This is a genomic window from Pseudoalteromonas sp. JC28 (genome assembly GCF_013319255.1).
Lineage (GTDB): Bacteria > Pseudomonadota > Gammaproteobacteria > Enterobacterales > Alteromonadaceae > Pseudoalteromonas.
Genome location: NZ_QOKX01000009.1, coordinates 170,299 through 192,390, shown reverse-complemented (window position 1 = coordinate 192,390; position 22,092 = coordinate 170,299). Strand labels below are relative to the sequence as shown.

Annotated in this window: 22 protein-coding genes; 12 read left to right on the top strand and 10 right to left on the bottom strand. The window is 39.6% G+C overall.

The window, feature by feature from the left end; all coding sequences use genetic code 11:
* Together DS891_RS19935 and DS891_RS19930 are read left to right on the top strand one after the other, a co-directional pair.
* Positions 1-226, top strand: a 226-nt coding sequence (locus DS891_RS19935) for a transposase domain-containing protein (protein WP_174170737.1), incomplete at its 5' end; no start/stop codon positions are given.
* Between the two features lie 80 nt (positions 227-306).
* Positions 307-465 carry a hypothetical protein gene (locus DS891_RS19930; protein ID WP_174170736.1) on the top strand — a complete coding sequence of 53 codons (159 nt, stop codon included), beginning with the start codon at positions 307-309 and terminating at the stop codon, positions 463-465.
* Positions 466-517: 52 nt separating this feature from the next.
* Here the strand turns inward: DS891_RS19930 and DS891_RS19925 are convergent, their stop codons facing one another.
* On the bottom strand, positions 518-709 hold the full coding sequence (locus DS891_RS19925) for a hypothetical protein (protein WP_174170735.1): 192 nt from the start codon (positions 707-709) through the stop codon (positions 518-520).
* Positions 710-804: 95 nt separating this feature from the next.
* Here DS891_RS19925 and DS891_RS19920 point away from each other — a divergent pair, with 95 nt between their 5' ends.
* The 5 genes from DS891_RS19920 to DS891_RS19900 all read left to right on the top strand — a co-directional run bounded on the left by DS891_RS19920 (position 805) and on the right by DS891_RS19900 (position 6,476).
* Positions 805-1,074, top strand: a complete 270-nt coding sequence (locus DS891_RS19920; RefSeq protein WP_174170734.1) for a helix-turn-helix domain-containing protein — start codon at positions 805-807, stop codon at positions 1,072-1,074.
* 852 nt (positions 1,075-1,926) lie between these two features.
* The gene (locus DS891_RS19915; protein WP_174170733.1) at positions 1,927-2,148 is read left to right on the top strand and encodes a hypothetical protein; all 222 of its coding nucleotides are present in this window, start codon (positions 1,927-1,929) and stop codon (positions 2,146-2,148) included.
* A complete protein-coding gene (locus DS891_RS19910) occupies positions 2,141-3,022 on the top strand; it encodes a site-specific integrase (protein ID WP_174170732.1) in 882 nt (293 codons plus the stop codon). Before DS891_RS19915 ends, DS891_RS19910 begins: the two co-directional genes overlap by 8 nt.
* 89 nt (positions 3,023-3,111) lie before the next feature.
* Positions 3,112-5,235 carry a retron Eco8 family effector endonuclease gene (locus DS891_RS19905; protein WP_174170731.1) on the top strand — a complete coding sequence of 708 codons (2,124 nt, stop codon included), beginning with the start codon at positions 3,112-3,114 and terminating at the stop codon, positions 5,233-5,235.
* Positions 5,236-5,372: 137 nt separating this feature from the next.
* Positions 5,373-6,476, top strand: a complete 1,104-nt coding sequence (locus DS891_RS19900; protein WP_174170730.1) for a reverse transcriptase family protein — start codon at positions 5,373-5,375, stop codon at positions 6,474-6,476.
* 62 nt (positions 6,477-6,538) lie between these two features.
* On the opposite strand, the gene DS891_RS19895 is transcribed toward DS891_RS19900, so the two are convergent.
* The 3 genes from DS891_RS19895 to DS891_RS19885 form a co-directional block, all read right to left on the bottom strand.
* Positions 6,539-7,720: an ImmA/IrrE family metallo-endopeptidase gene (locus DS891_RS19895; protein WP_174170729.1), complete on the bottom strand. Its 1,182-nt coding sequence runs from the start codon at positions 7,718-7,720 to the stop codon at positions 6,539-6,541.
* A 3-nt stretch (positions 7,721-7,723) separates the two neighbouring features.
* Positions 7,724-8,407, bottom strand: a complete 684-nt coding sequence (locus DS891_RS19890; protein ID WP_174170728.1) for a hypothetical protein — start codon at positions 8,405-8,407, stop codon at positions 7,724-7,726.
* Positions 8,408-8,581: 174 nt separating this feature from the next.
* Positions 8,582-9,847 carry a site-specific integrase gene (locus DS891_RS19885; RefSeq protein ID WP_174170727.1) on the bottom strand — a complete coding sequence of 422 codons (1,266 nt, stop codon included), beginning with the start codon at positions 9,845-9,847 and terminating at the stop codon, positions 8,582-8,584.
* A gap of 935 nt (positions 9,848-10,782) precedes the next feature.
* Here DS891_RS19885 and DS891_RS19880 point away from each other — a divergent pair.
* The gene (locus DS891_RS19880; RefSeq protein ID WP_010607546.1) at positions 10,783-11,550 is read left to right on the top strand and encodes a DNA/RNA non-specific endonuclease; all 768 of its coding nucleotides are present in this window, start codon (positions 10,783-10,785) and stop codon (positions 11,548-11,550) included.
* Between the two features lie 55 nt (positions 11,551-11,605).
* On the opposite strand, the gene DS891_RS19875 is transcribed toward DS891_RS19880, so the two are convergent.
* On the bottom strand, positions 11,606-12,316 hold the full coding sequence (locus DS891_RS19875; RefSeq protein WP_174170738.1) for a MauE/DoxX family redox-associated membrane protein: 711 nt from the start codon (positions 12,314-12,316) through the stop codon (positions 11,606-11,608).
* Positions 12,317-12,686: 370 nt separating this feature from the next.
* On the opposite strand from DS891_RS19875, the gene DS891_RS19870 reads away from it, so the two are divergent.
* Positions 12,687-14,219 (top strand): PAS domain-containing methyl-accepting chemotaxis protein, encoded by a 1,533-nt coding sequence (locus tag DS891_RS19870; protein ID WP_174170726.1) that lies wholly within the window; start codon positions 12,687-12,689, stop codon positions 14,217-14,219.
* A 130-nt stretch (positions 14,220-14,349) separates the two neighbouring features.
* Here the strand turns inward: DS891_RS19870 and DS891_RS19865 are convergent, their stop codons facing one another.
* Entirely contained in the window at positions 14,350-14,742 is a 393-nt protein-coding gene (locus DS891_RS19865) for a hypothetical protein (RefSeq protein WP_010607543.1), read from the bottom strand.
* 426 nt (positions 14,743-15,168) lie between these two features.
* Here DS891_RS19865 and DS891_RS19860 point away from each other — a divergent pair, with 426 nt between their 5' ends.
* Both DS891_RS19860 and DS891_RS19855 read left to right on the top strand, forming a co-directional pair.
* A complete protein-coding gene (locus DS891_RS19860; protein WP_174170725.1) occupies positions 15,169-15,576 on the top strand; it encodes a hypothetical protein in 408 nt (135 codons plus the stop codon).
* 91 nt (positions 15,577-15,667) lie between these two features.
* Positions 15,668-16,585 (top strand): M14 family metallocarboxypeptidase, encoded by a 918-nt coding sequence (locus tag DS891_RS19855; RefSeq protein ID WP_174170724.1) that lies wholly within the window; start codon positions 15,668-15,670, stop codon positions 16,583-16,585.
* Between the two features lie 130 nt (positions 16,586-16,715).
* On the opposite strand, the gene DS891_RS19850 is transcribed toward DS891_RS19855, so the two are convergent.
* Positions 16,716-17,303, bottom strand: coding sequence for a CBS domain-containing protein (locus DS891_RS19850; RefSeq protein WP_010607539.1), 588 nt, complete (start codon positions 17,301-17,303; stop codon positions 16,716-16,718).
* A gap of 591 nt (positions 17,304-17,894) precedes the next feature.
* Here DS891_RS19850 and DS891_RS19845 point away from each other — a divergent pair.
* Positions 17,895-18,851: an FHA domain-containing protein gene (locus tag DS891_RS19845; RefSeq protein WP_010374789.1), complete on the top strand. Its 957-nt coding sequence runs from the start codon at positions 17,895-17,897 to the stop codon at positions 18,849-18,851.
* A gap of 48 nt (positions 18,852-18,899) precedes the next feature.
* Here DS891_RS19845 and DS891_RS19840 read toward each other — a convergent pair whose 3' ends face one another.
* From DS891_RS19840 to DS891_RS19830, 3 genes are all read right to left on the bottom strand, one after another.
* Positions 18,900-19,412 (bottom strand): DUF962 domain-containing protein, encoded by a 513-nt coding sequence (locus tag DS891_RS19840; RefSeq protein ID WP_174170723.1) that lies wholly within the window; start codon positions 19,410-19,412, stop codon positions 18,900-18,902.
* Between the two features lie 90 nt (positions 19,413-19,502).
* Entirely contained in the window at positions 19,503-19,871 is a 369-nt protein-coding gene (locus DS891_RS19835; protein ID WP_010607536.1) for a DUF1294 domain-containing protein, read from the bottom strand.
* A gap of 1 nt (position 19,872) precedes the next feature.
* The gene (locus DS891_RS19830; protein ID WP_174170722.1) at positions 19,873-22,026 is read right to left on the bottom strand and encodes an exonuclease domain-containing protein; all 2,154 of its coding nucleotides are present in this window, start codon (positions 22,024-22,026) and stop codon (positions 19,873-19,875) included.
* Between the last annotated feature and the right edge of the window lie 66 nt (positions 22,027-22,092).

The following is a 22,092-nucleotide window of genomic DNA, read 5'->3' as shown; positions in this document are numbered from 1 at the left end:
CAACCGGGCAGAGCGCGCTATCAAACCGTTCGTCATAGGGCGAAAGAACTGGCTGTTTAGCTTCACCACAAGTGGCGCTGAGAGTAGCGCAATCCTCTACAGCGTGATCGAAACAGCCAGAGCAAACGGCCACACCCCATTCGATTATGTGATGCATTGCTTAAATGAATTAGCCCAGCCACAGTGCGATATCGACAGTTTACTGCCCTGGCATGTTAGCCTCTAGGTGTAGTTAGCCGTACGCTTACGAACTAACCTTAAGAAGCTAATTGTTTTTCGTAGCCAAATAATTTAAAGGATATTTATATGAATGTAAGGCACACACCACCAAATGATGAAAGCATAGTTCACAAAGGCCAGAAAGGTGGAACCACTGGGTGTGGATTTGATACCAGAGATAATCCATCACATTGGACTAACACACATGATAAAGTGACTTGCAAAAAGAATGGCTGTAAAAACTAACTGGAACCTGAAAGGGCTGAACCAATCCATATTTCAGCCCTCTTTATAACTTTTAATAATAAAACTCCCCCCTGTCGTCAGCTTCCCGTGCTTCTTGCTCCGTATATTCGTCACCATAGAAGTCTACGTTACCCATTCCATCATTGTGTTCATCAATAAACTTGTCTTGGTCTGATTTTTTATCGTCATCGATCATGACTTCAAGCGCTATTAACGCGGTTGCTTTCAGTGCTTTTAAAAACATGGTTTAACCTCTCACATTGAAACTAAGGATTCCTGAGTATCAGAACACCATTAAAGCTAAGAGACTCTTAGTTTTCAAGAATTAATTGATTTACGATGAAAACAAATGACGAGTCGCCCTTTCCAAAGCGCTTAAAAGAGGCACGAAAGAGGAAAGGTTTATCTCAAAAACAGCTAGGTATTTTGGCTGGAATGGACGAGTTCTCAGCCTCTGCGAGAATGAACCAGTATGAAAAAGGGGTTCATGCACCTGATTTTAAAACAGTCAAAGCACTCGCTAAAGTTTTAGACGTACCAACTGCCTTTTTGTTTTGTGAAGAGGATGAACTTGCGATACAAATAGCCGAGTACCCTGCTAATTTATAGCCTAACGGAGTTAATACTGTCATCTGATGAAGTGATAGCCGCTTTTAGTCAAGCATATGAAGGTAAATTGGTCAGATATACAGGCGTGTTTAAAGCAGGCACAGCCTACGGTAAATTACCAAGTCCAACTGGAAGTTTTACAGCTCACGAAGCTATTACAATTCTGTCGAAATATGGTGTTCCAACCATGAAGGACAAGTAAAGACATACACAATTTGCTTTTGTTGTGTGATTACTCTGTCCTATTCACGCGATAAAACCAAACCGCAAAAAATACAACCAACCCCAAAACAAGTAAGTTACTGACGATCACTGGTCCCATTTTCTAGCTCAAAAAAAAATCACAGTTTTAAGCCTAATTGAGTTTTTGTACACCTGCAAATTTGCTAAAAACCAAGCCCTTTTAATCGAGGCATCATGAGCAATTTCCTCCTCTTTTAAAAGGGGCTACGCCCCCCGCTATGTCGAAGCGATAAATCGCTCGCTTCATAGCGGGGGGCTTGGTTTTGTTAAGCTTATGCGCAGATTTTTATTTGCAGATTGAAAGCTGCCTTATTTAACGCTAACCTAAACTTGATTTAGCCCTTTGGGCATTGAAGAAAAACGGCGCTGCTCAGCTGCCGACAACACGTAGTGAGGACCCTCACTGTTTTAATATTTATGTCATGCCGCGCCACATTTATGGCGCTTTTCAAATTCGGCGCTTAGTTGCTGCCGCTTCCACGTATCTGAGGTTTTTATTTAAGGCGAGATCAGTCCGAGCCTTGCGCAGTTGCGCTTAACTGGGGCGAATAGGCTTTAGTGCCGCTGAGCAACTGTGTTGCCAGTTAATCTTACAACCAAGGAACAAGCATGGCTTTTAACCCCAATACTGAAGTCGCTTTATTAAAAGCGCAAACAAAACTACGTGCCCGTAAACGTCATAAATCATCCAAACTTGATAAGCATCGCACTCAACTTTGTAAGCTATATGACGCGGGTGCAACTAAAGCTGAGTTACAACGCTGGCTTGCCATGAGAGGTATCGTTGTACAGTGGACGACCGTTAAACGGTGGCTCGATAAAAATGCCTAAATTTGCCAAAGCCAGCACACAAGCCAAAAACGTTATCAAAGGGCTGACCAAAGCAAAACATATACGCTCTTTAGGCACAGCTAGAAACTACGAACAGGCACTAAAAACGGTTGCAAGTTGGTCAAAGGATATTGGCATAAACGGCATTCAATCTATGAGTATTGAACAAGCCCGAACTTATCTCGACTACCGAGCAGAAATTGTCGGCCAAAAAGCCCTAGATATGGAGCGTCAAGCAATACAAGCTATGATGCAACTAAACGGTAAGCTACAACCAAAAGAAACACTCTATCGAGTTAAGTCATGTCTAGAAGAAATCAAGCATTCTCGGGCTTACACTACAGATCAAGCCAGAGCTATTTCACATCGGCAAACAGCAAAGCATCAACTCGCTACACAAATCGCCTATGCCGCAGGCCTGCGCGCCCATGAGCTGCTAACACTTGCCAAAGCTAGTGAGCGAAGTGCAGATAAACGCCCTGCTCTAGCGTCAAAATGGTATGGTCGAAGCGGCGAGCTATATACCGTGCAAGGTAAAGGCGGCTTAATTCGCCATGTGCTGATTCCAACCACACTCGCTAATAAACTTGAACAGCAACGTTTAGCACAACCAATTACAGTGGTAGACAGAAAAATAAACTACCTTCAGCGCTATGATATCGCTGGCGGTAAAAAGTGGTCGGACTCTTTCTCAAAAGCATCAAACCGTGCTTTATTATTTTCAACTGGCGCACATGGTCTTAGACATAGTTATGCTCAAGAGCGGATGGTTGAGCTGAAAGGTTTAGGACTTAAGTACGAAACGGTCTTGGAGACCGTTTCACAGGAGATGGGTCATTTTAGGGCTGAGATTACCGAGGTTTACTTATATTAAATATTGGTTACCAAAATGGGTAGCCTTAAAGCGATGTATTAGGTAAAGTTAGACTCATTCAATAAAAATAGCTAAATAATTACTTTTTAATGGCAATTAAGAATATAAAAATAACAAACTTGCTATCTTTTGATGAGCTAGAAATAGATGATCTAGAGGATGTCAATTGTATTGTAGGTAAAAACAATGTAGGTAAATCTAATCTACTCAAAGCCTTAGCGTTTTTCTATAATAAACTAGGTGGCTTAGAGGAACTCCCACCTAAATTAAACTCTAACTACTCATTTAAAGGAAGTATATCGTTAACATTCGATACTACGAGGTTGTTTCGAATTTCTAGGCGTAACACATCCAGCAAGTATTTTGATTTTATTAATAGAAAATTAATTCCTTTGCATAAGAGAAGCCCTTTTGCACTACAAACCTATGACAAAGACCAAACACTATTCACTTTGACATTATTTGTATATAGCAATGGCTCTGTAAAATGGTCAACCAAAGACAAGAAAACTAGAGACCTAATATTATATCTTTTCCCATTTTTTTATATTGAGCCTCGCCACATGAATTTACATGAATGGGATGGGTTGTGGGATCTCATTGCAAGAATAAAGTCGTTTAACCTATCAAACATCAAAAATGATGATGTAATAAACTTTTTTGATAACATCATAAGTTCCGGAGGCGAAAATTCTTACAAAAAATATATTACGGAGTTGAACGAGGTATTTTCAACAAAGCCAAGCACCCAGAAAGAAAAGGTTTTGAGCTATATTAAAGCTGGGTTAAGAGGTTATAGATTTGAAATTGATGACAACGATTTAAAGCTTCAATCAGATGGAACAAACTCCTTCCATTTTATAAAAACATTTTTAAGAGTTTTAATTACCATTTCAAGGAGAGAGTACATAACACCTTTTGTATTCATTGATGAACCTGAAATCGGTCTACACCCCAAGATGATCGAGGTTTTAATTCATGGTATTTATGAGAGTTATAATTACAATATAAATAACAAAAACAATTTTACCAGACCAAAGTTATTTATTACCACACACTCACCGAGCATTGTAAAAGAGGCAATAAAGTGCTTTAGAGATAAACAGCGCGTATTCTGTTTCCAAAAGCAGAAGCAGTCGTCAACGAAAATTCACCCACTTAATTCAACATACGACAATGAAAGTTTCATCAACATATTTAGTGATAACGAATCTAGGCTCTTTTTTAGCAGTTTCATTTTATTTGTAGAAGGCGAAAGTGATATGGAAGTATTCGGTAATATGAGGCTATCGAGACACTTTCACCATCTTAAAAGCATCGATATATACAAGAGTAGTAGTAATGTAGTTGGAGAAAGAATTAACCCATCCTATTCAAATTCCTCTATTCCATATTTATTTTTATTTGATGCAGATAAAGCGATTACAATAGCTGGAAACCCGAACAACTATACTTTAAATTTGGAAAAAAATGGGAACTATTTTAGCTTAAAAAAAGAAGCTCTCGAGCTCGAGTATAGAAAGTACAAGTTTGGTTTCAGCCGTCAGTACAAAGAAAGAAAGAAAAACATAGGCCTGATAATAAAACATTCAAACACTGATCTAAAAGTAGAATTAACGAAACAGCTTTTTTCAAAAGACAGTCAATTTGATGTTATTTTCGATGCTATAAAGAGGCATTTGCTTCTTAAAAATATTTACTTAAATCGAACAACCATCGAAGGTTGTTTAATTCAAGAAGCTAGCGCTCCAATTTTATATAAGTGGCTAAACTATAAGTACAATATCGATATGAGCCCTGTTATAAATAGGGTTAGACAGAGTCGCTACTTAAATGAAAAGATGATAATCGATTACCTACGTGTCATTTTCGATGGTAAAACTGACACCTTAGTAGACTACAGCTCATTCAATCCAGAAGCATTTAGACAAGCTATTTCAAATGGTAGAAAATTAAGCGCCAAGTTGAAGAAAACAAGCAGAAGAGCCAAGTCCATAATGGAAGAACTTGAAAACTTTACTGTGAAAAATAGACACTTGTCAAAAACAAACGGATGGATAACTGAATTCTTAAACTATTCAATTATACAAATTGAAACTGAATGTGTAACAGATAAAAAGAAATTTGGAAGTATATTTAAACTTTATTTCCCAGAGTTGGATGATATAATTAAGCGGCTTCAACCCGATAGTAGAGGGGAGATAAAATTGTGAAGTCTTTATCTGAGGGCCTGTTCCTCCAGTCTTCGGACATAGTCCCAATGATTACCACTCGAAGTTGGCTATATTAGCGTGTAGAGGGGTCACACCTGCGGTGTAATGATGTTCTTTTGTATCGGGTTGAAGCACCTATGAATAATAAAATTATCAAAAACGATTTTTTTGAACAAGCTGTTCTTAAAGGCAAGACACAACTTTTAAATAAGTTTACTCCCAGTGCAGTAGAGCGAACCGTTGGCAATGATATATTTTTCGAAATCCCCAAAGATAGTGACCACTTTCTAATTAACAGAAGGATAGAACAGCTTATTCTTTCGTCTATCCCCGTTAACTCCTCCTGCTACGGCTTTGTAAAAGGAAAATCTTACCTCGACTTTCTCAAACCACACATTAAAGGCTATTATTTTTTACGGTTGGACATAAAAGATTTTTTCCACTCTATACAGCTTTCTGATATCAAAGCACTTCTTGGTGATTATTTTGAAGATGATAAAAAAAGTTTCAAATATTCTCCGTTAGACATCGCACTAATGAGTTTAACGCACTCTGTTAGCTCAACACATCCTGCAAAAGATATGAGAGGCAAGACAATTTTGCCTATTGGCTTTTCTTCATCTCCTGTTATTTCAAATATTTTGTTTCGGAAAGTAGATATTACAATACAAAAATTTTGTGAGGATAAGAAAATAACTTACAGCAGATATGCTGATGACCTACTTTTTTCTTCAACAAGTAGTAGGTTCCTTCATAGTGAGCAGTTTGAGAAAGAGATATCTATTTTCATCTCAATGTTGGCGCTAAGGTTGAAAAGAAAAAAAAGAATCGCTGGTGAAAATACTATTTCGTTAAATGGCTACACAATACAAAACAAGAAAAAAAGCAATGTATCATTCCTGAAAGACTACCAGCAAGATCCAATTGGCAGTATTCGATTATCAAATAAAAAGCTCAAAACCCTAAAGAAGCTAGCGGCTAGCCTTATTAAAAAGCATTCTGCCGTTTCAATAATGGAAAATTTATTCGGCCTATCTTTCCAAAAGTTTAAAAGGAATCACTTCCCTAATAAAAACTTTTACAGGAAATACGCTAGGGATCAGCTGCAAAATAAACTAAAAGGGTATCGCTCGTACTTAATATCTTGGGTTATTTTTGACGATAAACACTCTTGTGTCGCTAGTGATTTTTTATTAACCGCAAGGTACTTGATTGATATTTATGAAAGAAATATCGAATAAACACTTCTTATCCAGATGATTCAAACATATTTAACATGTTCCCCGCCATTACGGGGAACACCCTAAAAAATTTTTACCACATCCGCTTTTTCACTTTTCACATTCCCTGAGCGGTAGCGGCTTTTCAACTCCACAACATTATCCGTATGATGTGCATCGTCAAAGTAGCCCATTGGCAAACTCATCAACTTTTCAGCAATATGAGGAGATAAAACCAACTCATGTGCCAACTCAAGTTTGCTCATTAAATTTTCAGTGATCAGGTTAACCGTTCTAGGTAAAACACGAGGTATCTCAAACTCAATTTTGTCATCAAAAGGCTCTTTGGTTCGCCATTTTCTTGCCGATAATCTCTTATAAAGGTTTAACTTTTGATCATCATCAATTACTTCTAGATGATGTAAACGCATGATCATTGCAGCAATTGAAACCTTCCACTTTATTTTTAATGCGAGCAAAGACTCTACTGTCACGTATTTTACTTCACTTAAAAATGCTCTTTCAGGCATCAAAAAAGCGCCAGCAAATAAGTGTGCCTGCCGTTCAATTTCTGCATGATGCTTCTTGTGTTCGCCATCAGTCACAAATTTGTGTAATACCAAATGCCCTAATTCATGCGCTGCATTAAACCTACTTCTACACCCATTACTTTTGTCGTCAGCTAAAAAAACGAATGGCCGTTTGGTATTCGGGCACCAAAAAGAAGTTCCATCAATTTTTTGATAGCCAATTTCATCCCGAGTAACAAATGCACCACAGTTTTCAATAGCCAATACCATATTTGGCACAGGTCCAGATTTAACACCAGCCGCCTCACGAGTAGCCAAAGCAAATGATTCAATTTCCTCATCAGATAGCTGCAAAAAGTGGGTGCTATTTTCTGGTAACCTTATATCAGGCCAGCTCACATATTTTGAAAGCGTTTCAGTTAACTCAGATAGCCAATTAAGCCTAACCTTTGTTGTCATCCTTCCTCTGCGAGACGACGAAGCCATGCTCCTATAAAAATACGTACTATCTGCACCATCACTCAACTCCTTGATAAACCACTCAATTGACTGGTTAAGACACCGACTTAGTGCCTCAACCTTCTCAATTTCAGGTTTTAGTTTCCCACTTTCCCAGTTGGTAACAGATGCAGGTGATACGCTAACCATAGTCGCAAGGTCGCTTTTAGAAATACCTAAAACCTCTCTTGCTTGAGTCAACCGCGCGCCTTGAAAACCACCTATACCCGCTCTCATTTTTTACCTTTTAAATATATCTTTCTCTCGGTCAGTCATTACATCTCTCAGCTCTACAAAGGCCATATCCTCCATCGCTTCAAGATCTTCATTTTCGTACATACCGAGAATTAATTGTAAACTTTCAAATAAATGAAAGCCTGACCAGTCTGAATAGGGAACCGCAACATACACGCCTTCAGGTTCTGTAGCTTCGCTGAGTTCCTTACTTTTGTGCACGGTATACAAAGCTATATGAATAGTCTTATCAAATTCTTCTTTTTGCTCATCATTGAACATTCCAAGTGAATATTGGTGCGGCTCTATTGCCTCATTCTTACTTGCCATCATTTTTCGATGTTTTACTGGGCGCTTTTTCTCACCTTGGTGTATTTCACAGTGGCTTAGCGAAATACTCCCATTGGTATACATAGTAAAAAATTCACCTTTGGGTTTGGTATTTTCCAAAACTTCAAAGCCAAAGTGATCAATAAAAATCTGGTCAATCGCGTACCTATGCAGTTGCGGTTTAAGTCTATGAGCAACATGAGGGCGATTTTCCATCAAGTAGCCTACATCTCTTGCATATTCAGTATGTATTGCGTTGTCCAAATTTTCTAGCACGTCCTTTTCAATATTAGCAACAATAAACTTCACTATTTTTTGTTCAGATTCGCCCAAACGGTCAAACTTACATTCTTCTACCATTAATCTGTGTCCTCGCCTGTTGATTTAGTTAACGCGAAATGTTGGGTTATTTTTTTAGTTATAACGAATATAGCATATTTTACAGCTAGTTTTGCAACTACTTATGGCTATTTCTCGAAATTACTTTTATATGTTTGTTTGACCAGTAAGAACTTATTCAGATTGATATCAATACTATTTAACAGATCTTATAAACTTTCGCTCCCAAGCCGCTAGTACTTGTACTCTCTTCTCCATATACTCCTGCAAGTTATAAACCTTCTGCATTCCCTGCAATTGGTGGTTAAGTATCTTCTCAACCACTATCGGATCAGCGCCAATATCATCATCACCTAACCGTGTCGCCATGGTTCTACGCAGGTCATGTGGGACAAACTTTGGTACACCTAGCTCTTTTTGTTTTCGGTTTACCGCCCTTGAAAGTGAGTGCCTATCAATGGGCTGTTCACCTACAGCGCTCGTGGTACAGGTGGTACTTGGGAACACGTACTTTGAGCCTAAATAGCTGAATGAAGCGCGCAGTTCATCAAGCATAATGATCATATTTTGGGTGATGGGCACTTTATGGATTCGCTCCCCGCCTTTGTTTTGCTTTACTCGCACGGCGGGAATGGTCCAAATCATTTTATCAAAGTCGAATTCTTGCCACTGCGCGCCAGTCACCTCTATCGGCCTGCAACCAGTTAGAGCTATAAACTTCAAAGCGTAGATCACTTGAGTGCTTACGCCAAGTTTGGGCAAGCGCTCGAATACTTGTATCAGCTCTTCAAACTCAAGGGCGCGTGTACGTGGCTTTTCAATACCGCCCACGTTCTTTTTCTTAGCGGTACTGATAGGGTTGCCCTGCATTAAGTCACGCTCAACAGCAAAGTCGAACATTTGCTTAAGAATTGAAAGGGTTTTATTGGCTTGAGTGCCTGCTCCCCTGTCGGTGATTGGGTCTAATACTTCGCTTAAAATGTCTCGGCGGGTAATGTCTTTTAATTTAACGCCCCCTATCGCTGGCAGCACGTCTTTTTCAAACATACGCTCAACTTCTAGAGGGTCTTTGCGATTCACCTTGATATAGCGCTCTAGGAACTCTGTAGCTAATTCTTGTACCGTTGGCGCTTCAGCTTCTTGTTTTTGCGCTTTGGTTTTTTCTTTTTGTTCAAGGAATACATCTATGCCACGTGATACATCACCAATGTATTGCTTTGCTAGCTCACGAGCTTTAACAACGCTCAACGCAGGCGCACGGCCTAATGCTAAACGCCTTTCTTTTGAACCTCGGCCGCCTAGTCGATAATAAAGGTAGTAAACTAAAGAACGCTTCCCATCTTTGTTAGGCTTGCCAACATTGAGATAAAAGCCTGATAGCTCAGTATCTGTTATTCGGGTGATCTCTAGTGGAATATTTTTGATCACGGACTCTGTTAATTTTGCTTTAATTGACGCCATTTATCGCACACCTAACACATAGCTAATAAATTTATCGCACAGTTATCGCACCAACAGGTTTTAACTCACGATTCTTCACGTTGCTTCACTATGTATAATTTACAGTGCAATTATTAGCAACAGCAATAAGTTAGGTTTTATTTAGATACTTCACGATGGGTCACGTTTGTTCATGATTGTACACGTTTGAACACAGCTAATTTTTATGGGGTGTCAGGGGTCGCAGGTTCAAATCCTGCTATGCCGACCAGCTTTTCTACACTCTATTCAATATAGTTAACTTCATTCATTTCCGTTCGTAAAATACGCTGTATTAGTATCTTCGTAATATAACTTTTCCGATTTTCGTTCGCTATTCCTGTTCAGACTTATGAACTTTGTTTTCTTTGACGTACTAGAAACTCACCTCAATGAGCATCGCTAGCGACTCCTTTCAATGTCAACGCCTTAAAACAATGTAAGAAAAATTCCTCGTCAGAGGCAAAGCCCTCAAAAACGAATGACTCTGATGACTAATTCAGCTTGAATAGATTGATTTGCCGAAATAAGAACACCAAAACATATCGCTGATGTCGGCTATTAAATGCTTTCTCCCGACACAACCTCTCACTTTAAACTTCAAACAGTGTAGTTTCTACTTCCAGTACTCTACGTGACAAGACCAAAAGGCATGCATTACTCAGGCTTGGATTATTTGTGCCTATTCCATTATGTCGGCTCTGCTCCTAGCCTCTATTTTCCAGTTAATTAGTAAAATGAAAATGAGGGATTCTTAACATAATTTATAGCTATAACGCCTTATAAATCGGTTCTTTCACAGTAGTTTTCAACTAACAGCAGTAATCACAAAACACAATATATTTACATTAAGGTAATAATACTGACAAATAACCAACCTAGTATTGCGTGACTTTCAATTAAGCACGGAGATTAAAATGAAATTCGCAATACTCATGCTTGCAGTCAGTGCGACTGCAAATGCAAACACCAACATATGTAGCAACTACGGTTGCCCAACTGGCACACCATCAAGTAATGATATCGTTGAGCGACCTATATATGTGCTTAGCAATAATCGCGCAACAAAGTTTGCGGACTGGGTAGCATACAAAGTCACACCAAGCACAATTGACGGACCAAGCCGTTCTAGAACTTGGAAATCAGACCCAAAAATTGCAAGTAGATACACGCTAGAGCCAAGTGACTACAGCGATGCGTGGGCAACTATCCATACAGATAGAGGTCATCAAGTGCCTTTGGCGTCGTTTTCCAATACATCCAATTGGAGCGATACTAACTATCTCTCGAACATTACCCCACAATCATCAAACCTTAATCAGGGTCCATGGGTTAAATTAGAGAATGCAGTGAGAAGTTTAGTGCGAACGGGCGAAAATGCCTATGTGTTCACGGGTCCCTTGTATGAATATTACTTTGCTACCTTGCCTGGTGCTGATGAATCTCACACTATTCCGTCAGGCTATTTTAAGGTCGTCGTCACAATAGCTGGCTCAAATGTGAAGGCTTCTGCTTTTATCATGGAGCAAACTTCTGGAAGATACCTTGATTACTGCAAAACAGAAGTAACCATTGACGAAGTAGAACAAAGAGCAGGCCTGAATATCCTACCTAGCCTGCCAAGCTATAAAGCCACCGACATTGAGGGTCGAGTCGGCGGTCTTAGCGCACCACTAGGTTGCTAGTTGTGACGGCTACCAGTTGGTAGCCCTTTAGTGCCTAGCAGGTCTTATTCGAACTTTAGGTTAGCTTAAAATAGCTGAGCAACATAAGCCACCCTGCACCAAACATAACCACATTTTCGGTTAATGATATAAAACCTAAAGGCACATCAGTGTCACCACCAACACATGCACATTTGAGCACTCTTTTATCAATATATACGGCCTTAAACACTGAGATTGCGCCTATAAACCCTATGAATATTGCCACTGGTGCATAATAAATGGCTGGCAAAGTTGTTAGCATGCAAACGCCGGCATATAACTCTAAGTAGGGGTAAGCATACGCGTATTTTAGGTGACGCATCGCTAACAAATCGTAAGTGATAAAGGAGTTTGTAAAGCTATGAACATCGCGTATCTTTTGTACCGCGAGTAACAGCATGGAAAACCCAATAAAGGGCATTACCCATTCCACAAGATTATTGACAGGAAATTGTATCGCGAATGTGACCAGCAGCGCGACTAAAAATATCGAAAGTACTGGCCAGTATACGCTTTTCTTTTCCTTATGTGACGGCTTACCTAGATATCGACGCAGCGCCTCATAGCCACCAATACGTTCATCGTTAATAAATATTTGTGGTGTAGTGTCAACGTTATGAGTGGCTTTAAATTCATCCGTCTGTTCCCTTGACTTGAGCACTCTGTCGTCTACATAAAAACCCTCTCGTGAAAGCAAATCCTTAGCTCTGAGACCAAAAGGGCAAATGTGCGATGAGGTATGCATTCGGTAAAGTGTCGCATTTTTCACTGGTGGCTCCCCCTATTTTATTACAAACATAAGTAGAAATTACCGACCGAGTAAATCAGCTAAGAAAAATCTGCCGACATTAGCGCAATTTCAGCTTAATGATTGTAACTAAAGCGAATTCCATACCACCTTTAATTACACTCAATAACATGAAAGCTGGTTGAATTTATTGATGCATCACAATCAAATTAACCTCGAATGAGGTAACCAAAGATAAACCTGATCTTGGTCAGAAAACACGTTATTAAAGCGCAATTCGGGTAAAAAAACCTTCTGACTATAAAGTCTTAGATTTATATTTCGCCTTGTCTTTAGCTACCGAGATAAAAAACAAATGTCAAAAATAATGGGTAGGGAAATAAAGTTAGGCAAGCACAGTGTATTGCTTTCAACAACGGATCTGGACAGTCGAATTACATACGCAAATCAATCTTTTTGTGACATATCAGGCTTTAGCATTGAAGAAATGCTTGGTCAGCCCCACAACTTAGTTCGTAATCAGGATATGCCAAAAGCGGCTTTTAGAAATATGTGGTCTACCATTCAAAATGGCCAATCTTGGATGGGACCTGTTAAAAACTCAACAAAAAATGGGGATTACTATTGGGTAAACGCTTTTGTCACTCCCATTAAAGACGAGCGAGGCAACATAGTTGAATACCAATCTGTAAGAACTTGTCCTTCTCCCGAGGTAATTAAACGCGCAGAAAATGCTTATCGCACTCTTGATAGCCAACAAAAAACGAGTCGCTATGACAGCACTCGCCTCTCATTTATGTTATTGCTTTTCATCGCGATAACTTTGCCTCTAGCATCGCTATTAAACAACCATTGGTTTACGCTGCTACCTTTGACTCTACTATTCATCACAATTGCGTTAACCGCACGTTTTCGCTCTAAATATAAAGCTTTGCTCACACAAGCCAAAACGATTTTTGATAATGATTTAATGTCTGTGGTATACGGTCAATCTCGCGATCGGGTTGCTGATATTACACTAGCATTTGAAATGCAGAAGGCAAAAATTTCTGCGGTGGTGGGCAGAGTAAACGACGTGTCCGTTCGAGTAAGTGAAAATGCAAAACTTACTACACAAAGCGGCCAATTTGTTGCTGAACTACTAAAGCAGCAAACAAGCGAGGCAAAAGAAATGGTCGTTTGCATGGACGAATTTTCACAAACGATTGACGAGCTCTCAGAAAACGTAAACCACGCTGCTGATGCGGCTAATAACTCAGAACAACAGGCTGGGCGTGGTAAAGCCGCAGTAAAGGATGTCATCGACTCGATTCACTACCTTGATGAGCATTTAATGGAAGTGAACAATGCCGTGAACCGCTTAGTCTCCGGTAATGATCGAATTCAAAATATCCTTAGTGTTATCAACTCTATTGCCGATCAAACCAACTTGCTTGCGTTAAATGCCGCAATTGAAGCCGCCCGAGCGGGCGAACATGGGCGAGGATTCTCAGTTGTAGCAGATGAAGTTCGCACACTTGCACAACGCACACAAACTTCCACAGAAGAAATCACGCAATTACTTAAAGAGCTAAATGATATTTCCAGCTCCGCTGTTGAGTCAGTGCAAAAAAGTAATAGCTTATCAAATCAAAGTGTTGATCTTGCAAAAAATAACGGTTCAAGCCTTGATACCATTCAAAACCATGTGATGCATCTAGCCGACTTAAATCGCAGTGTTGCCGCCGCCATTGAACAACAAAGTTGTGTGGTAAAACAGATAAGCATAAACGTTGACAGCGTGACTACGCTCGCAGAGAAAGGCACGGAGCACGGCGAGAAATCTTTTATTTTAAGTCAAGAATTGCTGACTCAAATCGAGCAGCAAACGCGCCTAATACAGCAATTTTCTCAAACATGAGAAATCAAAGTGAAACAGGACTTAATGTATGCGTACATTAAAGCCTAATCAGTAACTACTCTTAAATATCAGTGGACCTAAGCATTTTACTAGACAAATTAGGTCCACTTAGTTCGCAAATAAAACAATGTTATAGTTCCGCCTCAAGAATGGCGAGTGCCTCCTTTTCTGCCTGTTTCACATTGCCATCAGCTTCAATAACACGCACGGCTAGATCTTTCGCAAGTTTACGCATCGGTTCATCAATAATGTTATTCATGCGGTGTTGCACATAAGCTTCAATATCATTATTTTTTATCGCAACAACAGACTTTGACAGGCTGTCTTCAATATAATCGTCTAATGCGATTGCAGAGTTCCAATGTAGGCTTTTTGCCCACTTTCGCACAACATGCTTTTCACTTTCGCTGATGACACCGTCAACACCAATAAACAATAGTGCGATATCAATTAGAGCTTCTTTTTGCATCTGATCGACGCAAACACCAGTATCAAAGTGGTTTAATAGCTGTTCAAATTTCATAATTCTTCCTTAACCCTTTTCTGCAAATTAAGATCACAGATATTTCAAGACGGAACAAAAAACGCTAATGTTTAAACATATGCTAACTTTTTCCATTTGTCATATTAAAAAAGTGCAAGTTCATTTACACCTCATTCCAAAGCTTGTTAAAGGTCAAAAGGACTATCGAGTCCAACTTATTACATTTTATTTTTCACAATATAAGAAGCATCCAAACTCCATCAACATTACGGTCTGTATCGCTAAAATGGGTTACGTATGCTGGTCACAAGCACCAACACATACGAATAAAGAACCAGCCTCCCCAAAAAGCATCAATCTTAAAGTTTGAATTAGTAAGAAAAGTTCTAGACCTCCACAATTGATTCATTTTGTTGAAATAATTTGCACACTCTCAAAATCAATCAAAGAAAAATAGGAACAACAATGAAAGAGTTAAAATTAGGAATGAACTTATCATTTTTCATTTCCCTTTCTATTATCGCGCTTAGCTTGCTTATCTTAGATACTTTAATAGTGTCTGAAAGAATTAGCATGATTTCGTTTGTCCAATTAACGCTATCTGCGGCAATCATGTTTTATATTGCTACAGGGCTATGGGCAATATTCAGTGGTCAAAGCCGAGTTATCATCTGCAATCAAGGTGTGGTTTATCACAGCTTGTTAGGTCAAAAGCACTATATTCCAGCAGAAGAAGTGGAAAAAATTTCCGTAGAACGATTACTATGGTTTAGTTACACCAAACTTTATCTTACAACCGGAGAACTAAGGATCTGGTCTTTCAAACCCAATCTTGCGCAACAACATAGCCTTAAACTACTCGGGTACATTTAATCCTATCCTTATTCGCGTGTAGTAAGTCTCATAAAGTTGCTTTCAAAACGAGGCATTGAGTAAGATAACCTAAACTTATAACGAGGTTATTATGCAAAGACAATATGCTATAGGTACGCTCGGCGTACCTTGGACTTCCAAAGAAAAAACATTGTGGTTAGAAAACCAATCGATAAAACGCTCATATTCTGAAGAAGTCGTAACTCAAATAGAAGCGCTCAAGCACACTTTTGACGTCACCGAGTATGGTCAGCTTGACTACCCCAACCAAACTTATTCTCTATATGCATTAACAACAAAAAACTGGCAGCAAAACAAACCGACCATACTGGTTACCGGTGGCGTGCATGGCTATGAAACAAGCGGTGTACATGGCGCTCTTGCTTTTGCCAAATCAGAAGCACAACAATATGAACAGGCTTATAATTTCATTATCTTGCCTTGCTTGAGTCCTTGGGGCTATGAAACGATAAACCGCTGGAACCCAGAAGCCATTGACCCTAATCGCTCTTTTTATGCGGATAGTCCAGCGCTTGAGTCTCGATCAGCAATAGACTTTGTCAATAAGAAAGCCGCGGATATTCTGTGTCATGTTGATTTACACGAAACCACAGATTCCGACAACTCAGAATTCCGCCCAGCATTGGCAGCAAGAGATGGTAAAGAGAATCACAATTGGAACATTCCTGACGGTTTCTATTTAGTCGGACATACACAAAAACCGGAAGCTAAATTTCAAAAACGTATTATCGAAGAAGTGGCTGCGGTAACACAGATTGCTGATGCAGATGACCATGGGCAGTTAATCGGTGTTGATTTAGAACAGCACGGTGTGATTAATTATGACGGTACTGCGCTAGGTTTATGTATGGGTATGACAAATGCCGCTTTTGTAACAACAACAGAAGTTTACCCTGATGGTCAAAACGCAACACCAGAAAACTGTATCGCGGGTCAAGTGGCAGCAATTAGAGGGGCCATTAAATACCTACAAAACGAAAGCCTATAACGTTTCAGAAGGTGTGGTTTGTTAAAAACCACACCTAGGAGCTAGGAGAATGAACAGGATCTACCAAGTTGTCATATTGTTAAGCGCTAAACTTTTCCGGTGAAAACAGCACGACCTGTTATAATAAAACCTAATTCGCTAAGTCTTCCTTACCGCTAACAACCCCAAAGATTTCTTTGAATGAAGTCGGTTTTTGCAAAATACTCACTGGAATATGCAATGCTCTTGCGATGTCACTAGCTGAGATCATACCTCTGAGCCCTTCCGAACCAACCAATAAAACGTGCTGCAATCCTAAACTTTGTAAGGTTTCAAGCACATCTCCTATTGTACTTTTAGCAACCATTTCATAGGGAACAGCGTAGAGCTCTTCTTTACTCACCATCACATCTTCAACGCACACATCTTCTCTCGACACCTGCTTTCGCTGTGCAACACTTAAGACCTTTCTACCCGTAAGGTCGCGACAGTTTACCACTCCCAAGAAATTATCATCTTCGTCGACAACGAGCTTTGAGCGCACATGGCCATTTTTCATCATGTATAAAGCATGATCAATATCGACGTCTTTTGCTATCACCTGAGGCTGCCTGCGAGTAAAGTCAGTCACCACCTTAATCGCACTACTGTCCATATTTAAAGGTTCTGAATCGAAGTGATCACAAAGCTGAAATACCCCTTCCAACTTAACGGTTTTTAACGCTTTGTATTGGCCCATTTTATACTCCTGCTTCTATAAAGCTCTTCGAAAGTCTGGTTTTTATGTTGCTGTGAACAATCCACAACTAAAAATAAAAAGAACAACCAGTGCAAAGGCAGTAAAAAATTATTTTAGGTAACTGGAAAAGTAAGAGAAATTACGAAAACTCGAGCACATGAGAGCTAACCTCACCCCTCTCTAATTAAAATATGGTTTATTCAGTGAATATATTCAAGTCAATGAAGTCTAAAACTCCTGTAATCTCAGTGTAATGCCGTGTAATAGCTAAATTTAAGCAAACGAATTAGACTGAAGATGTTTGCTAGGATTTATCACCCTAATATCAAACAATTGGTTTAGGCATTGGAATTCCGCGTCAAACTAGAAAAACTGTAATTCCAAATTAGACCAAGCCGGTACGATAAGTACTGCTGAATTCTTCCCTCAACGAGACCCACCTCGTGGGTCTTTATCATTGAGTAGAAGGAAATAAAATTGTATGCTTCACGGCACTTATACATTGATATAGATGAAATTTACGCCTTGCTGAATTGTGATATCTATTTTGTATAAGCATGTAATTTTCATCAAAGTTATACGGAACTAACTATGGCTTATTTAATCGACGAACAGAAACTCGAACGAGTCTATCTTAAAAGCTATCATACGGTAGGCCGCTATAAATATAGTGTAGATACCTTGATAGACAAGCCGGGAGTATCGCGACATCACGCCATTATCGAACTCAATGAAAACAAATGGTTTATCAGAGATGTGAGTACAAACGGCATCTGGATAAACGATAAAAAGCTCGACAAGAACCTGCCGTATCAGCTATTCGAAAATGATAAGATTGATTTTGCAGCACCTGGTCAAAACTCGTTTGTGGCGGCGAACTTGCAAACCGAGTGTCAATATCTAGTTTCTCAGTCAAACAACCAAAAAGTAGTAGAAGTAACGAATCAACTTCTACTACCTAGTGAAGATGATCCTAAACACATCATTTACTATGATAAATTGCTCAACTATTGGTTTTTAGAAGATCTCAATACTTCAGATCGACAAGCCTTAATAGATGGCAGCATTGTATCGCTGATGAACGACCAATGGATGTTTTTTTCTGCCACGACAATCGCTGTAACTAAGCACCTTGAATGCCAAAAAGCTGCCAAGCCAATGGCGCTAGAGTTCAATGTAAGTCAAGACGAAGAAGATACCCAATTAACACTAAGTGTTGACGATAAACACCTAGATTTAGGCGTCAGAAGTCATCACTACTTACTGTTGCTGCTTGCCAGAACTCGGATCCAAGATAAAGATGCTGGCCTTGAATCGGATGTTCAAGGTTGGGTTTACCGCGATGACTTAGCAAAAGCACTCGGTGTACAAACAAACCATATGAACATTATGGTTCACCGCGCACGCAAGCAATTTGTCGATTCTGGTGGCGAAGATTACCCAGAAGCAACCTTTTTATTAGAAACTCGCTGTGGTCGAGTAAGATTGAATTGCCAAGATATCACGATAATAAAAGGCTCTAAATTAGAAACTCGCATGACAACTTAAGCGATATTGTTAGTTGGGCAGAAATAGCATTTCTGCCCAACTATTTACCTATGCCTTATACTCTCCAGCATTATTCACTATTTTGCTTTCGAGCTCTTTACATAGCCCCAATACGAATAAAAGCTCTACAAGTACAAACAGTGGTCCAATTGCTAAACCAATCAAATCATCGACAAACGCAGGCTTTTTTCCCTCAAAATAATGCCCTATAAACTGTAACACCCAACCTACAAAGAAAACACCAGCCCAAAACAATACCGTCATTATTCCTGCATTAACGATGAGCGGATTCAACGTTTGAACAAGAAAATAAAAAGCCAGTATGATGGCGCTCATCATGAGCCCAAAAATGGGGGATAGCATCAGGTAATAGCCACATAAAACGACCCCTATCAGTGCGGCAAGGGTAATGGCTACTCCCGATACACTGAATAGCGGAATAAAAGTCATACCCACAACAGCAATGACAATTAACGGGATCCCAAAAAAGTGAGTCAGAATGTTTCTTTTGCTGCGATGATACATGGCATACTGACTTAATAACGTCTCTAGTTTATTCATTATTGTTCTCTCATTGATACCAATTATCCTACTGATAATTAGTCAATAAAGAAAATTTATCAATAAAAAATTCTATTAGCTTATTAGGGCCTATATAAATAACCAAATAAACAGCATACCGAATACAATAGTCTGCATTATGAGCACCATCAACAACTTAAAATTAAAACTAGGTTTGATGGTTTTATGCCTGAGCATATACATTGCCACTGGTGTGATAATATTGAGCCCAAGTAACCCACACAGTAGTAAATTACGCTCAGGAATGCGTGATTGAGCAAGCGTTGAAGCGCGCTTATCCCACCAAAAAAGTGCAAATATAAATAAATTAATAACCAACAACACCGCTGCAGAAATAACCGCTTGCCAAGGTAGCTTAGATACGCAAAGCGCCCCTAACCACACGCCTGCGCCCCAAAATAGGCCCATCTGCTGATGCATTAAACGAACCGCTGACATGCTACTTTCCCTGTCTTATAGTGTTGATTTCAATGAAAATTTCAGCTGTAGCATAAGCATCATCCATCGCCCGGTGATGATTAACCAAAGGTACATTCATCGCTTGGCAAAATGCCCCTAGCGCATATGAGCGCAGGCCCGGCACAAACTTTCGGCCTAACTGCACAGTACATAACTTCGCACGAGTAAACTCTCGGCCGACTCGAGCAAACTCCTGCCGAATAAAGCCATAATCAAAGTTCACATTATGCGCGACAAAAATAGCACCTTGGCTAAACAGCTCAACTTGCTCCAAAATTTCAAAAAAACTTGGAGCATCACTCACCATTGCCTGAGTGATCCCTGTCAGTTCAGTGATTTTTTGTGGGATACGACGCATCGGATTAACAAGTGATTGCCATTTAGCAACGACCTCGCCGTTAACGACTTTTACCATGGCTACCTCGGTAATGCGATCAAACTCTTTGTTGCCACCGGTGGTTTCAATATCGACAACGACATAAGGTTGCTCTTTGCAAATATGCCATTCAACGGTTTGCAGTCGCGTGGGAATATTACATTGCAAGAGTTTAGAAATGTTAACTAGCTGACTTCGGCTAAGACTATCACCTGGAGCCTTGATTTCTTCAAACCTTAAGCCCGCTTTTTCGTCGACTATCATCAGATCGGGAAAACCAGATTTCATCAGATGAAAATCACTACACATTAGCCTTAAAACAGATTTGACATCCTCAATTGCCAAGTAAGACAATAATATTTTTATTGAGTCGAGCATCTTATCATGCCAATTAAACAACCGATTGGCTTCTCCGTAATGTTCGCTCATCTGGCGTAGAAGCCAGTTCACCCATGCAGAAGTATCTGTAAAACTCGCTAAGCGACATTCAATCTCCTCCTCAAATTCGTTGTAAAAGCGATTTTCTTTTAACGCCAGCGGAGTTCTAGAAAACCCATTAGCAACGATACTTTTTGGGTGATAAAACAGTTCTTGCCAAAAGGTCAATCCAAATAAGGCCAGCCAAATTTCATTTTCAACATGATAGGCCTCAATGTCATGACGTTTATAATAAGCAATGACGCCAGCCTCTGTTTGTCCCTTAAAAGCCTCATCAATTTGAATTGCAGGTTGACTTTTTCTTAGCATATCCGTAAGTACAGAAGTGCGTTTTTGGTTAAATTTACGCTGATAAAAGTCTTCCGCGAAGATCATCAATGTTTCATCGCTTTCCCCCTGCAAAATGCGCTCTAATTGCTCTCGCACCAGCTCAACTTCACCTTGCTTATAATTATGTCGTATCAACATCTCACAAGCTTGAGGGTGCTCAGTCATACCTAGTAAGGTTTTAAAATGGGAAAATTCAGGACCTAACTTTCTGGCAAGCGTTAAAAGGTACTTTGCATGTACAGTCACTGCATATTGCCCATCAACCTTAGGCAATTGTTGCGCTGCGGCCTGTTTAGCACGCCACACTAATTCATCTTCAGGGGCATTTTTGAGCTCACTGAGTGCATTTGCATAATAAAACGCGCTCACGGCTTCTGCTTTTTGCTCAAAATGTGCATGGTAAGCGGCGTCAGCGCTCCTGGTATTCATTACACCAAGATCTCGCATCGAAAATTGCGCTAAGCTAAAGCCTACCTTGCCAAAGTACAAAAATAGAAAGTAGTCGATATCGGCTTGAAATGAGAGCGTGAGATACTGGGATAGGTATTCTTGTGCATTTAGATGTTCAACGCAGACAGATTGATTGATATGCGCTACCCATAGCGATTTTTTTGCCGATTTACTTGGCAGTGCAGTTAAATTCTCTCGCTCGGCAAGTTCAATTAAACATGGTTTAGTTAAGCAATGCAGCAGCGCTTGAAAGTCGTCTTGTTGTACCTGACGAAGTAATCCCTTTGCTTTTAATGAAAGCGCGACTTCACAAATATTATCGATCTCTTCGTAGCGCAGTGAATTGATATCCAGAAAAGGAGTTTTGCGGGAAATAAACCGCACTAACAAACACAATTCATCTTCAGGCAAACGGTGTAGCTCAGCCAGCAGCTCACGCTGAGCACTACTTAATAGCGGTTGACATACTTTAAGTAAATAATCGCTAAGCTCACTAAAGTGGCTTAAGTAATATTTGGCGGGTAATTCTTTTCTCAACACAAATTCAGACAACTGTTTTTATATACAGTAAAGATTATCATAGATAGGAAATATTGCCAATTTGCT